General features: G+C 30.1%; 11 protein-coding genes. 3 read left to right on the top strand and 8 right to left on the bottom strand.

Annotation, left to right across the window (positions count from 1 at the left end; all coding sequences use genetic code 11):
- Nucleotides 1–46: 46 nt before the first annotated feature.
- Complete coding sequence (locus tag ACTG3V_RS05285) at nucleotides 47–1,411, bottom strand: exonuclease domain-containing protein (protein ID WP_439131131.1); 1,365 nt, start codon at nucleotides 1,409–1,411, stop codon at nucleotides 47–49.
- Nucleotide 1,412: 1 nt separating this feature from the next.
- On the bottom strand, nucleotides 1,413–2,069 hold the full coding sequence (gene rpe, locus ACTG3V_RS05280) for a ribulose-phosphate 3-epimerase (protein WP_439131095.1): 657 nt from the start codon (nucleotides 2,067–2,069) through the stop codon (nucleotides 1,413–1,415).
- Between the two features lie 301 nt (nucleotides 2,070–2,370).
- Between rpe and dnaE the strand changes: the two genes are divergently transcribed.
- Nucleotides 2,371–6,708, top strand: coding sequence for a DNA polymerase III subunit alpha (gene dnaE / locus ACTG3V_RS05275; RefSeq protein WP_439131094.1), 4,338 nt, complete (start codon nucleotides 2,371–2,373; stop codon nucleotides 6,706–6,708).
- Nucleotides 6,709–6,772: 64 nt separating this feature from the next.
- Here dnaE and ACTG3V_RS05270 read toward each other — a convergent pair whose 3' ends face one another.
- The 5 genes from ACTG3V_RS05270 to ACTG3V_RS05250 all read right to left on the bottom strand — a co-directional run bounded on the left by ACTG3V_RS05270 (nucleotide 6,773) and on the right by ACTG3V_RS05250 (nucleotide 10,127).
- Nucleotides 6,773–7,558 carry a DnaB-like helicase C-terminal domain-containing protein gene (locus ACTG3V_RS05270; RefSeq protein WP_439131130.1) on the bottom strand — a complete coding sequence of 262 codons (786 nt, stop codon included), beginning with the start codon at nucleotides 7,556–7,558 and terminating at the stop codon, nucleotides 6,773–6,775.
- 143 nt (nucleotides 7,559–7,701) lie between these two features.
- The gene (locus ACTG3V_RS05265; RefSeq protein WP_439131093.1) at nucleotides 7,702–7,911 is read right to left on the bottom strand and encodes a hypothetical protein; all 210 of its coding nucleotides are present in this window, start codon (nucleotides 7,909–7,911) and stop codon (nucleotides 7,702–7,704) included.
- A 6-nt stretch (nucleotides 7,912–7,917) separates the two neighbouring features.
- Nucleotides 7,918–8,496: a hypothetical protein gene (locus ACTG3V_RS05260; protein ID WP_439131092.1), complete on the bottom strand. Its 579-nt coding sequence runs from the start codon at nucleotides 8,494–8,496 to the stop codon at nucleotides 7,918–7,920.
- Between the two features lie 16 nt (nucleotides 8,497–8,512).
- Nucleotides 8,513–9,262 (bottom strand): PD-(D/E)XK nuclease family protein, encoded by a 750-nt coding sequence (locus tag ACTG3V_RS05255; RefSeq protein ID WP_439131091.1) that lies wholly within the window; start codon nucleotides 9,260–9,262, stop codon nucleotides 8,513–8,515.
- Nucleotides 9,255–10,127, bottom strand: a complete 873-nt coding sequence (locus ACTG3V_RS05250) for a WYL domain-containing protein (RefSeq protein ID WP_439131090.1) — start codon at nucleotides 10,125–10,127, stop codon at nucleotides 9,255–9,257. The genes ACTG3V_RS05255 and ACTG3V_RS05250 overlap by 8 nt, the downstream gene beginning before the upstream one ends.
- 411 nt (nucleotides 10,128–10,538) lie before the next feature.
- On the opposite strand from ACTG3V_RS05250, the gene ACTG3V_RS05245 reads away from it, so the two are divergent.
- Both ACTG3V_RS05245 and ACTG3V_RS05240 read left to right on the top strand, forming a co-directional pair.
- Nucleotides 10,539–11,864, top strand: a complete 1,326-nt coding sequence (locus ACTG3V_RS05245; RefSeq protein ID WP_439131089.1) for a D-arabinono-1,4-lactone oxidase — start codon at nucleotides 10,539–10,541, stop codon at nucleotides 11,862–11,864.
- On the top strand, nucleotides 11,851–12,510 hold the full coding sequence (locus tag ACTG3V_RS05240; RefSeq protein WP_439131088.1) for an HAD family hydrolase: 660 nt from the start codon (nucleotides 11,851–11,853) through the stop codon (nucleotides 12,508–12,510). The genes ACTG3V_RS05245 and ACTG3V_RS05240 overlap by 14 nt, the downstream gene beginning before the upstream one ends.
- Before the next feature lie 149 nt (nucleotides 12,511–12,659).
- Here the strand turns inward: ACTG3V_RS05240 and gldA are convergent, their stop codons facing one another.
- A complete protein-coding gene (gene gldA / locus ACTG3V_RS05235; protein WP_439131087.1) occupies nucleotides 12,660–13,577 on the bottom strand; it encodes a gliding motility-associated ABC transporter ATP-binding subunit GldA in 918 nt (305 codons plus the stop codon).
- Nucleotides 13,578–13,606 lie beyond the last annotated feature (29 nt).

Genomic DNA, 13,606 nt, shown 5'->3' with positions numbered 1-13,606 from the left:
GTTTTTTGCGCAAACCTCAAAAAAAATTGCTTGAATATCCTTAAAGTTAAAGATTTGTAGCTTCCTCTTTTTTCTTTAGGTAGCTTGCTAAAATTCGTTGAATATCTCTATTATCTTTTTTAGGTTGTAAATAAAATTGATAATCTTCAGGATTCGTAAAACTAGCAGCAATAGTTTTATCAATAAATCCAAAACCTTGATAACTTCCTCCTAAAATTAACGCAAAACCAATTTCATTTTTGGTTCTACCTTGTTCTTTAATTACCCTGTTTTCTAAGGATAAACCAATAGAATCTATGGCGTTTTGTACACGAATATTGTAGTCGTTAACAGATTCTCTATCGCAACAAACACCTTTACATTCTTTTAATTGATGGTGAAAGCACGCTTTTACGTTGGTTTGTAAATGACAATATTTTGGACATAAGGTAAACTCTTTACAGAGTTTTTCTAAAAAATTTCTGCACGCTGCAACAGAATAGAAATTCATCAGAGTATTTGGCACTAATTTTAGCTTATTAAAAGCCAAATGAATTATCCCTTTTTGATCTTCATAGGAAAACAAACCAATAGCATCTTTCTTGTTTTTTTGAGATCGATTGTATTTTGGATATTTTGTTTTTATTTCTGAGGATTCTAGTAAAAGTGCTAAAATTTCGCTGCCAGTTTCTGTAAAAGAAATATGCGCAGTTTCCATGCAAAGTTCTCGTTCTTTTTTCTTTTTATTGTAAAAATGACTGATAACTCTTTGCTTGATATTGTTAGCTTTACCTATATAAATAATTTCTTTGGCAGTGTTTTTAAAATAATACACACCAAAAGTTTCGGGTAAATTATCCACTACTTTTTTGTCTAAAAGTGGTGGTAAAGTAGCTTGTCTTGAACGTGGATTTAAAAACGAATTAATGATAAATTGATCATCTCTTTCAATTAATCGTCTAAATAATTCTGTTGTGGCTTCTGCATCTCCTTTTGCTCTGTGTCTTCCATTTATAGGTATATTTTCATCAGCACAAATATTACCCAGACTATAAGAACGTAATCCTGGCATTATTTTTCGAGTTAAACGAACTGTACAGAGTTTTTTACGATTAAAATCGAAACCTAAATGCTTAAACTCATCTTTAATGATGTTGTAATCAAAATTTACATTATGAGCAACAAAAATAGTGTCTTTGGTAATTTCTGCTACCTTTTTAGCAATTTCGTAAAACTTTGGGGCATAGCGAACCATTGCATTAGTAATGCCTGTTAAATTGGTAATAAAAGGAGGGATGTTTTGCTCAGGGTTTACTAATGATGTAAACTCATCAACCACAGTTTTTCCATCAAAAATAAAAATAGATATTTCAGTTATTTTCTGACCTTTATAGCCATTTCCTGTGGTTTCTATGTCTACAACCGCATACAAATTAACCCACAATAGCCTTTAAATCTGCAATGGTTGCAGTAGGGTCATCACTTTTAAAAACATAACTACCAGCCACCAAAACATTTGCGCCAGCTTCAATTAAAGCATTTGCATTTTTGTTGGTTACACCACCATCAATTTCTATGTGACAGTTAGATTCAGTAAACTCAATTAAGTGTTTTAACTGATTAATTTTTTTGTAGGTATTTTCAATAAAAGATTGCCCTCCAAAACCTGGATTAACACTCATAATACATACCAAATCTAAATCTGCAATAATATCTTCTAAAACTGCAATTGGTGTATGCGGATTTAACGCAACACCAGCTTTCATACCTGCACCTTTTATGGCTTGAACTGTTCTATGCAAATGTGTACAAGCTTCGTAATGAACTGTTAAAATAGCTGCGCCCAAATCTGCAAAAGTTTCGATATACCTGTCTGGGTCTACAATCATTAAATGTACGTCAATTGTTTTTTTTGCATGTTGACTAATTGCTTTTAAAACAGGCATTCCAAAAGAAATATTAGGTACAAACACACCATCCATAATATCAATATGAAACCAGTCTGCATCACTATTGTTTACCATTTCTATATCTCTTTGTAAATTGGCAAAATCTGCTGCCAAAACTGAAGGTGCAATTAAATTATTCATTTGTTATATTATGTTTCAGCAAAGATAATTAAATCGTTTTGAGGTTGGATATTATTTTTGCGGTGATACAATTGTATAAGCACTAAAACCGTAAACCCTTGTCACTTCGAATAAAAGAAGAAGTCTCTCAAAGAAGCTAACACAAAACATAGCAATTTTATAAGATTTCTACTTGTGTAAAAATGACAATACTAGACCTAAAAAGCAAAAAACAGTACTACTACTAACATCGTAATCCATCAAAAAAAACTATTTTTACAATACGTTTACACAGTGAATCGTTCTCATAAAAAACATTTTCATGTACTTAATTTTCGATACAGAAACTACAGGTTTACCAAAAAGTTGGAATGCACCAATCACAGATACAGATAACTGGCCTAGGTGTATACAAATTGCATGGCAACTGCATGACGAAATGGGAAACCTTTTAGAACATAATGATTTTTTAATTAAACCAGAAGGTTTCAATATTCCTTATGACGCCGAAAGAATTCACGGAATATCAACAGAATTAGCAGATGAACAAGGAATTGATTTAGAGGAAGGCTTACAATTATTTAATGAAGCTTTACAAAAAACCAAATTTATTGTTGGGCAAAATGTTGGTTTTGATGTTAATATTATGGGATGCGAATTCCATAGATTGGGTGTAGAAAATAACTTAACAAAATTACCGGTTTTAGATACTTGTACAGAAAAGACGGCACAAATGTGTCAAATTCCTGGAGGTAGAGGAGGTAAATTTAAACTCCCAACTTTAACAGAGTTACACAATCATTTATTTGGAGTTGGTTTTGGTGAAGCACATAATGCCACTGCAGATGTTGAGGCAACAACGCGTTGTTTTTTAGAGTTAATTCGTTTGCGTGAATTTACCAAAGAACAATTAGATGTTGATGCTGATTATTTTAAAAATTTCTCAGAAGCAAATCCTAAGCCAATTCAAGTAATTGGTTTAAAACACATCAACCTAAAAAGAGAAAGTGCTAAGATTCGAAAACGTCTTGAAAAGTTAAAAGATGTTCAAGAAACCAAATCTACATCAGAAGGTTTAGCCGAATTAAAAGAGGTTCAGTTTGCGCATTTGCACAATCATACACAATATTCGGTTTTGCAATCTACCATGCAAATTAGCAATATTGTAAAAGCTGCTGCAAAAGACAATATGTCTGCTGTAGCCATGACAGATACAGCGAATATGATGGCTGCTTTTCATTTTGTAAGCGCCGTTTTAAATCATAATAAAAATGCAGAAAAACCGATAAAACCAATTATAGGTTGTGAATTTAATATTTGTGAAGATCATAAAAACAAGTCGCAAAAAGACAATGGCTATCAAGTTGTTTTGTTGGCAAAAAATAAAAAAGGCTATCACAATTTAGCAAAAATGTCTTCCATTGCTTTTGTTGATGGTTTTTATTACGTACCAAGAATTGATAGAGAAGTTATCAAAAAATACAAAGAAGATGTTATTGTTTTAACAGGGAACTTGTATGGAGAAGTACCTAGTAAAATTCTAAATCTTGGAGAAAAACAAGCAGAGGAAGCTTTGCTTTGGTGGAAACAAGAGTTTCAAGATGATTTTTACATCGAGTTGATGCGACATAATCAGCAAGATGAAAATATTGTTAACGAAACGTTGTTGAAATTTTCTAAAAAGCACGATGTTAAAATTGTAGCCACTAACAATACATTTTACTTAAATAAAGAAGATGCCAACGCACACGATATTTTATTGTGTGTAAAAGATGGCGAAAAACAAGCCACACCAAAAGGTAAAGGTCGTGGGTATAGGTACGGTTTGCCTAATGAAGAGTATTATTTCAAATCTACAGATGAGATGAAAAAACTCTTTGCAGATATTCCTGAAGCCATTAGTAACATTCAAGAAATTGTAGATAAAATAGAAATATTTACACTTGCAAGAGACGTCTTATTACCTGCTTTTGATATTCCAGATGAATTTAAAGATCCTAAGGATGAAGAGGATGGAGGAAAACGAGGAGAAAATAATTTTTTACGTCACTTAACATATAAAGGCGCCAAAAAACGTTATGGAGAAATTACAGAAGCTATAAAAGAACGTTTAGATTTTGAGCTTTCTGTTATTGAAAATACGGGTTATCCAGGATACTTTTTAATTGTTGAAGATTTTATTAGAGAAGCCAGAAATATGGATGTTGCTGTGGGTCCAGGACGTGGTTCTGCAGCAGGTTCTGTAGTTGCCTATTGTTTGTGGATTACTAATATAGATCCTATTCAATACGATTTACTTTTTGAGCGTTTCTTAAATCCTGAGCGTGTATCTATGCCAGATATTGATATTGATTTCGATGATGAAGGTAGAAGTAGAGTAATGGATTATGTAATTGATAAATATGGTGCTAATCAAGTAGCGCAAATTATTACTTACGGAACCATGGCTGCAAAATCATCGATTAGAGATACAGCCAGAGTTTTAGATTTGCCACTTTTTGAAGCCGATAGAATTGCAAAATTAATTCCGGGGGTAAAACTAAAAAACATCTTTGGGAATGATGAAAAAAGTAAAGGTAAAATTGCAGGCTTACGTGCCGAAGAAAAAGTAATGGTAGAAGAGTTGCAAATGATGGCAAATGGAGTTGATTTAACTTCAGAAACCATCAACAAAGCAACCATTTTAGAAGGTTCTGTTAGAAATACAGGTATTCATGCTTGTGGTGTTATTATTACGCCTGGCGATATTACGAATTATGTACCTGTGGCTTTAGCCAAGGATTCTGACATGTACGTTACGCAATTTGACAACTCTGTGGTAGAATCTGCTGGTTTGCTAAAAATGGATTTCTTAGGATTAAAAACCTTAACCTTAATCAAAGACACCGTTAAAATTGTAAAGGCAAAACACAATATTGATTTAGATCCAGAAAATTTTCCTTTAGATGATGAAAAAACCTACGAACTGTTTCAAAGAGGAGAAACTGTTGGTATTTTTCAGTACGAATCGCCAGGTATGCAAAAACACATGCGCTCTTTAAAACCTACCGTTTTTGCAGATTTAATTGCCATGAATGCCTTGTACAGACCAGGACCAATGGAATACATTCCGAGTTTTATCAACAGAAAACATGGTACAGAAGATATAGAATACGATTTACCAGCAATGGAAGAGTATTTGGCAGAAACCTACGGAATTACAGTGTACCAAGAGCAAGTAATGTTACTCTCGCAAAAACTGGCAGATTTTACCAAAGGTGAAGCTGATGTTTTGCGTAAAGCCATGGGTAAAAAACAAATTGCGGTTTTAGATAAAATGAAACCAAAATTTATTGAACAAGCAGGTAAAAATGGGCATGATGAAAAAAAATTAGAGAAAATTTGGAAAGACTGGGAAGCCTTTGCTAGTTATGCCTTTAATAAAAGTCACTCTACTTGTTATGCTTGGATTGCTTATCAAACTGCCTATTTAAAAGCACATTATCCTGCAGAATATATGGCATCTGTACTTTCTAATAATATGAATGATATTAAATCTGTTTCCTTTTTTATGGAGGAATGTAAACGAATGGGTTTAGCAGTTTTAGGGCCAGATATTAACGAATCGTTTTTAAAGTTTTCGGTAAATGCAGAAGGGGCTGTACGTTTTGGAATGGCAGCTGTAAAAGGTGTAGGAAATTCTGCTGTAAAAGCCATCATTAAAGAACGTGAAGAAAATGGCAATTATTCCTCTATTTTCGATTTGGCAAAACGTGTAGATTTAAGAACTGCCAACAAAAAATCGTTTGATAGTTTAATAAAAGCAGGTGCTTTTGATTCTTTTACAGATACGCACAGAGCTCAATATTTTACAACCGATGAAAAAGGACTCACTTTTTTAGAACGTGCTTTAAAATTTGGTAGTAAATATCAAGAAAATAAAAATTCTGCTCAGGTTTCTATGTTTGGTGAAACTTCAACTGTGCAATTTCCAGAGCCAGAAATACCAGATTGTGAAACTTGGGGAACCATGGAGTTATTATCTCAAGAGAAAGAGGTTATCGGAATTTACATTTCTGCACATCCTTTAGATGATTTTAAAAACGAGCTCATTTTTTGCAATGCTACTTTGCAATACTTCAAAGGTGATTTGGCCAAATATGTAGGTATGAACTTGTCTTTTGCAGGGATTATTACAGATGTGCAACATCGTGTTTCTAAAGCTGGTAAAGGTTGGGCTGCGTTTACGATTGAAGATTATGGAGATAGCAACGAGTTTAGAATTTTTGGTGAAGATTACCTGAAAATGAAACATTTTTTAGTGCCTAGTTCATTTTTATTTGTGCGTTGTACCATTCAACCAGGTTGGACAAACAAAGAAGGTGTTACAGGAGAGCCAAGGCTAAAATTTACAGAAATGAAATTGTTGCACGATATTATGGACGATTTGTGTAAGAAAGTGACTATTCAAATTCCTTTGCAAGAAATTACTGCAAACACCATCCTTAATTTAGAAACAATCTTAAAAAACACACCAGGAAAACAAAGCTTAAATTTTACAGTTTGGGATGAACATGAAAAAATAGAAGTAAGTTTACCTAGTAGAAATACAAAAATTCATATTACAAACGAACTTTTGGCCACTTTACAAAGGCAGCAGATAAAGTATAAGTTGAATTAATATTACCGATAATTAAACCTCACAGGTTTTTAAAACCTGTGAGGTTCAAAAGGCCGTTTGCTTTTTAGGTATTTAATGCTTTCAATTTCTCAACCCAATTTAATTCATTATAATCTTTAAGATCTTTGAACATATTGTTGCCTCCTTTAAAAGAAACTATAAAACTCCTTTTACTGTGTTCTTTTCTGTAAACAATAATTTCTCCTTTAGACTCCGAAGATGTTTTTGGCTTTTTAAAACTTTCAATACCATAATATTCTGGTCTCCAAGAAAAAACAATGTTATCAATATGTTTTAAATTAGATTTTAGTGGGTATTGGTCTGTAAAATCATTCATTTTTGGTTTTAAAGTGCAGTAAGATTCATGATTTTCTAATCGTTTTAATTCGAAGAAACAGACAAATACAATATTGTGTTTTTTAGCTATTTTTTTAAGTCCTTTGAATAAAACTTCTTCTTTTTCTTCAAAAGATGTTAAATCTTCTAATATTACACAATCTAAATCAGTATTTTTATTTAAAAGAACTTCTAAATATTTTAAATTGATTCTTTTTTTCTTCTTAAAAAAAATAGGAGAATTTTGTGTCTCCTTAAAAGTATTATTTAAGTGATTTAATTCGTGCTCTAAAAAGAATTTAAACTTTAATTTAGTCTTTGAAACACCGCTTTTACTAGAGAGAAAGGAATACAAAAATTCTTGTTTCTTAATTTGAGAAATCAATAAAGTATTAAGATTTAAATCATGCAATAAATTATTTCTAAAAGCTATTAAACCATTTCCTTTTCTTGCTGAAAAAATTGTTACGCTACCTTTTTTAAATCCTTGAGTGGTAAAATCTAATTTAGAGATTCCAGTGCATAATTTTGTAAGCTTATCTGGATTATAATTTACTTCTAATTGATATTCAAAAATTAAACTGTTTAAACTTGTTGCAATATATTGTATTTTTGTTAAAAGTAAAAACAGTTCATGTCAAATATTGTCGTTTAGAATTAAATTATTAGTTTGCTAACAAGTAGTTTTATTTCTTTAACATTTTCGTTTTCATACTCTTTATTTAAGGAACCATCTGCTTTTAAAATATTATCTGTATTATTTTCGATAATTGAATCTTCTACTTTATTTTTTGCATTATCGAAACTTAGAGCCATAACAAAATATGTTTTGTGTTTATCTGTTTTAACTTCGTATAATTGTTTCATTTTTAATTATAATTCATTTAATTCCTGATTTAAACTTTTAATTAATTTGAGAAATTCTGTATTTTTTCTAACGTTATCTATTTTTTGAATTACTTGACTAATGTACTCATTAGGTTTATTTAATAAATAACCAGCTATAGAATCTAAATCAAAATTTTCATCATCAGGAGAATCGAATTTGAAGTTGCCATATTCACAATAAAAAAGAGTATTATTATTATCATTATCTGGTCTAAAACATTTTTTCAAATCAGAAAATTTTTTACTGTTAAACAACTCTAAAACTTTTTCTTTTTTTTCACCTTCATAATAAAATCCAACTTGCACACCATTCATCCAAATACCAACAGAGTTTTCTTTGTAATCAGTTAAAAACCATCTATAATCCCAGTTACAATGACCAAAGCTTTTAAAAGACCACTCATCAACAGGGTTTGAATTAAAATAATTAACCAGTCTATTTTTTGTTATTAAAAAAATTTGATTTCTCATCTCGTCTTTCAATCTATTAATTTCGATGAATGTATTCCATTTTTCTGGCGTGTCAAATAGCTTTAAGCTTTGTTTAGCAAGTTCTTTATTCATAATTATTTTTTTAGTATTAATTCCAAAATTCTATATATTGTTTTACGTATTCTTTTATTCTATGATTGTCCTTTGGAAGCTCATTTAGACAATTTTCTAACCATTTTACAATCTGTTTGTTGTAACTCCAAATACTAACTGTTAAAGGTATTTTATTTGGTAATTTTGAAGGTAGATAGGAAGGTCTACTTTTGCTGTTTTCAGAGGGTGTTTTTTCTATATCAGGTGATAAATATAGAATTTTGTATTTATCGCTGTTATTCGACCAAAAAACTGCATCTGTTTTATTAATTTCTTTGAACATTTCCTGATACCAATATCTATACAATTGATTGCTTTGGTCTATAGCCCAATTTGATTTATTTTCAATTATTACAATTGTTTTTGGAAAGTTCCTCTTCAATAATATATCTATATTCCTTAATTCTACAGAAATTTTCCAAATTCCGATATGAGGATTCTCTATTCCTAAATTTTGCAAAAATTTGATTAAAAATAATTTACCTTGTCCATGAGATCCTTTAGGGTTTAAAAAATCGGCTAAAATTTCACTATGAATTAGCTCTGAGGTTTTTATTACATTGAAAATATTTAATTCTGAGGAAGTGTCTTTTAAAATTAATCCTGTTTTTTCTTTAATTTTATAAAATCTACTATAAATAGTATTAAAGTTTAATTTTTGTTGATCATAATTACTCTTTTTCATTTCAGAGAAACTATCTAACAAATTACTAAAAATTATATATTTTTGTATTCTTTTATTCATTAACTCTTTCTTTTAACCATTCTGGAGATATTACTTCCAAAAAAGGTCTATACATATTTATGTTTTGTATCAGTTCATAATTTACTAGAAGTTTATATTTAAAAATGGTAAAATCCTCTTTTTCTTCTAATATTTTCTGTGATTCATGAAAAGGTAATGATTTAAAATAATGAGGTTGTAAATTTATAGCCTTCAATAAAACTTTAATTGGTTTAGGAAAATCTGAATTTGATGGTCTTAAATCTAAACCAATTACATTTTTAAAAACTTGTCTATAAGGTTCTGTGTTAATTTTAGTCTTTACATTTGTTTTTATCTGTAGGTATTCTATCCTATCCAAACCGAAAGTTCTTAATTCGTTATTTCTGTTTTTATCTAAAGCCAACAAATACCATCTTTTTTGATATTCTTTCAGAAATAATGGAATTACATCTCTTTTTTCTTTTTGTGAATACTGTTTGTTGTATGTAAAAGATAATTCTGATTTTTTATCAAGTGATAATAATATCTTATCAATATATTCAATACCTTTAAAAACAATATTCTCAGAAATTATAAACTTTTTATTCTTTAAAGTGTTTTCAGAAAAATGAATTAATTGTTGTGATAAAACATTAATGTTTAAATATTGAACATAGAGATTTAACTCGTTATTATCCAGCAATGTATTTTTTATGTATCCTTTTTTATCTCTAGAGAATTCTATAAAAAAGTGATCAATGAGTTCTTTTAAATATCGCTCTAAAGTTCTTTTTGAAATTTGAATATCATTGTTTTTTAGTATTTCTAATAAATTAGTTTTGCTTATTGCAAAAGGTGAATTAAAAACACTATTTAAAATGAATAATTTATTTTTATTTTTCATATATATTAAATACTATATCAAAAGTAAAAATATTGAACGTCAAAAGATGTCGTTGTTGATATTAATTGTAGTAATTTTTAGTTTTATACATATTTAATAGTAAAAATAGAAGTAAGTTTACCTAGTAGAAATACAAAAATTCATATTACAAACGAACTTTTGGCCACTTTACAAAGGCAGCAGATAAAGTATAAGTTGAATTAAATCATTTTTTTCTTTAAAACTAAAAGTCTTTAAAACCTTTTTTATCACTTAAAAGTATCACATTCTTTTTTTAAAAGAATAGTTTTGTTGTATTCGTAATATTTGATTTCTTTTTTTAGCAGAAGTTGATTTTGGTTTTTCTTAACATTTATAAAACACTAGCAACGCTTTTTATTCTGTAATTTTGTTTAACCAAATTAAATAATCATGAAACAAAAAAACAACGGAACTTGGGTTAGCTGGAATGAAAACCTTAAGTACAACTACACCACAAAGTATGATATTACTACAGAGGAAGAACTTCAAGAAGTTGTAGCTAACAACGAAAAAATTCGTTTTTTTGGTAGCAAACAGTCATCTGCGGATATCGCAGCTGGTACAGATGTGCTTATAGATATGACAAGTTACAATAAAATTGTTTCTTATGATTATAATGCCAAAACAATAACAGTACAGTCTGGTTTAATTTTAAGCGAATTACTAGAAGCTGTAGCATCTGTTGGTTGGTGTATACCTTGTTTGCCAGACATTAATACAATTACGATTGGTGGTGCTTTGGCTACAGGAACTCACGGAACAAGCGGAAAATTATTGTCTGAATACATGATAGAGTGTAAACTCGTACTTGCTGATGGTAGTGTAAAAACAGTAACCAAAGATGATGAATTAATGGATGCTTTACGAGTTTCTTTAGGAATGTTAGGCGTAATGTCTACAATTACATTTCAATGTGAGCCAGAATATATTTTACATGTAAAAGAAAAACCTGAAAATGATAAAGAATGGTTACCTAAAATTAAAAGCAGACTAAAAGAACACGATTTTTTAAGAATTTTATGGTTGCCACATACAGATACAGGATATGTAATTACAGGAGATAAAATCGATCCGAACAAAGAAGTTGTTGAAAATAAAGGACCAGGTTATTTAAAACATAGAAGAACAGTTTCTAAAATATTATACAAATATTCTCATAAATTTCCTTGGATTACCTCTATTGCAAATAAAATTATAGCTAAAGCATTTTTTAATTCAGAGAAAGAACACAAAGGAAGTTTATATCAGGCAACTGTTACGAAATCTAGAGGATCTACTTTAGAACTAGCAGAATGGACCATTGCTTTAGATAAGTTTCCACAAGTTTTTGAAGAGTTAAAAACAGAAATTAACAAATGGAGCAACAAATCATTTATTCATATTCCTATGGATGTGCGTTTTGTGTATAAGGACAACTCTTGGTTAAGTTATGCTTACAAACAAGATACAGTAACCATGGGTTGTGTTTCTAGAAACGCAGCAACCGCAGATACGTATGAAGCCTTTAAAAGTGTAGAAAAAATATTTTTAAAACATGGTGGAAGACCACATTGGGGCAAACGATTTGCAGCTAAAGATGCTCAACTTGCTAAAATATATCCAAAATGGGAAGATTTTAAAGAAGTAAGACAAAAATTAGACCCAACTAACAAGTTTTTGAATCCATATTTAACTAAATTAGTAGCTGCTAAAAAATTGGTTAATGAAATTGCCTAAAGGATTTTTATTCGACTTTGATGGTGTAATTGTAAATAGCTTTGAAAGCCATTTTTCTGCTTGGAAATCGGCTTTCAAAGAACTATTTAATGAAGAAATTGCACCTTTTCCAAAATTTCATTCAGGAAAATCACCTTTGATTATTGCTGAATATTTTTGTAGTCTAATTGATAAACAAGCACAAACTGAAGAATTATATTTGTTAAAAGACAGCCATCTAGATAAGTACTTTAAGGTTCCTGAATTATTACCAGGTGTTCGAGAAATTACAGCTTTTTTATCAGAAGAAAAAATACCTTACGGAATTGCAAGTAATGCTACCAAGCAATTTTTAAAAAATAGTGTTCATCATTTAGCTTTGAATTTTACAACCATTTTTGGGGTTCAAGATTATGATAAACCAAAACCAGCACCAGAAGCTTACATAAAATTAGCCAATGCCTTAGGTTTTGTTAATGCTGATTTTAAAGATATTTGGGTTTTTGAAGATAGTTTAACAGGTACAACTGCTGCCAAATTAGCGGGTATGATTCCTATTGGAATTTTAACCCAATACACAGAAAAAGAACTTAGAGAAGCTGGCAGTCAATTGGTTTTTCCAACCTTGTTAGAGGCTTATCAATATTTACAGCATCAAAAGCTTTAAGGCGTTTCCTTTAGGTTAAGAGTGAAATTTATCTTGAGCAGAGTTGAAAGACACTCATTTTTTTTACTATATCCTGAATTAAATTCATTTATTTTCAGACCTCACAGGTTTTAAATCCTGCGAGGTCTATATTTTTTAGGTAGAGAAATTTATTGTAAAGTCAACGCTCTAAACAAACTTTCTAAATTTTTATTTTCTGATGCCAATTCTAAAATTTTAAGCTCATTTTCTTGAGCAATGTCAAAAATTTGAGAGCGCATATCTTCTTCGGTTTTAAAAAATAATTTCCAAGAAGTATTGTCTAATTTATCAATAGAGAACAAATAAGGAATTTGTTGTAACTTATCCTCATCAATTGAAGTATTAAAAACTACCTTTATAACTTGTTGATTGTTTTTTTGGAGTTCTTTTAACTTTTTATCTACTAAAACTTCACCTTTTTTTATAATAATTACACGATCACAAATCGCCTCTACTTCTTGCATAATGTGTGTAGAAAACAACACTGTTTTTTCTTTACCCAATTCTTTAATCAATGCTCTAATTTCTACCAATTGATTTGGGTCTAAACCTGTAGTTGGTTCATCTAAAATCAACACAGACGGATTATGTAAAATTGCAGCAGCCAAACCTACTCTTTGCTGATATCCTTTAGACAATTGCTGTATTTTTTTATGTGCTTCTGCTTCCAGCCCAACGCTACGAATACAAGTTTCGATCTGCTCTTTTTCTGTCACATCGAGTGCAGTCGAGATGTTAAAAATGGATGCTTGAAATTGCAAGTATTCACGCACATACATATCTCTATACAAAGGGTTATGTTCTGGTAAATAGCCAATATTTTTTTGAGCTTCTAAAGGATTTTGTAGTACATCAATCTCATCAACAAAAACTTTACCCGAATTTGGTTTTATAAAGCCTGTTAAGATTTTCATCATGGTAGATTTTCCAGCACCATTTGGTCCTAAAAAACCAATAATTTGCCCTTTATCTGCAGTAAAAGAAACCTCATTTAATGCTTTTTGAGACGAGTAGGTTTTGGTAACTGAAGTAACTTTTATAGACATTTATAAATGATTTTGTTTGAGATATAACG

Source organism: Polaribacter sp., from assembly GCF_965660385.1.
In the GTDB taxonomy this organism is placed as follows: domain Bacteria; phylum Bacteroidota; class Bacteroidia; order Flavobacteriales; family Flavobacteriaceae; genus Polaribacter.
Note: the sequence above shows the minus strand (reverse complement) of the source record. Positions and strands in the feature narration are given on the sequence as shown.

Excerpts from the sequence above, each read along its gene's own strand:
- ACTG3V_RS05265 (WP_439131093.1), bottom strand. The coding sequence starts at position 7,911 with ATGAAACAATTATACGAAGTTAAAACAGATAAACACAAAACATATTTT.
- dnaE (WP_439131094.1), top strand. The coding sequence starts at position 2,371 with ATGTACTTAATTTTCGATACAGAAACTACAGGTTTACCAAAAAGTTGG.
- ACTG3V_RS05260 (WP_439131092.1), bottom strand. The coding sequence starts at position 8,496 with ATGAATAAAGAACTTGCTAAACAAAGCTTAAAGCTATTTGACACGCCA.
- ACTG3V_RS05240 (WP_439131088.1), top strand. The coding sequence starts at position 11,851 with ATGAAATTGCCTAAAGGATTTTTATTCGACTTTGATGGTGTAATTGTA.
- ACTG3V_RS05245 (WP_439131089.1), top strand. The coding sequence starts at position 10,539 with ATGAAACAAAAAAACAACGGAACTTGGGTTAGCTGGAATGAAAACCTT.
- ACTG3V_RS05255 (WP_439131091.1), bottom strand. The coding sequence starts at position 9,262 with ATGAATAAAAGAATACAAAAATATATAATTTTTAGTAATTTGTTAGAT.
- rpe (WP_439131095.1), bottom strand. The coding sequence starts at position 2,069 with ATGAATAATTTAATTGCACCTTCAGTTTTGGCAGCAGATTTTGCCAAT.
- ACTG3V_RS05250 (WP_439131090.1), bottom strand. The coding sequence starts at position 10,127 with ATGAAAAATAAAAATAAATTATTCATTTTAAATAGTGTTTTTAATTCA.
- gldA (WP_439131087.1), bottom strand. The coding sequence starts at position 13,577 with ATGTCTATAAAAGTTACTTCAGTTACCAAAACCTACTCGTCTCAAAAA.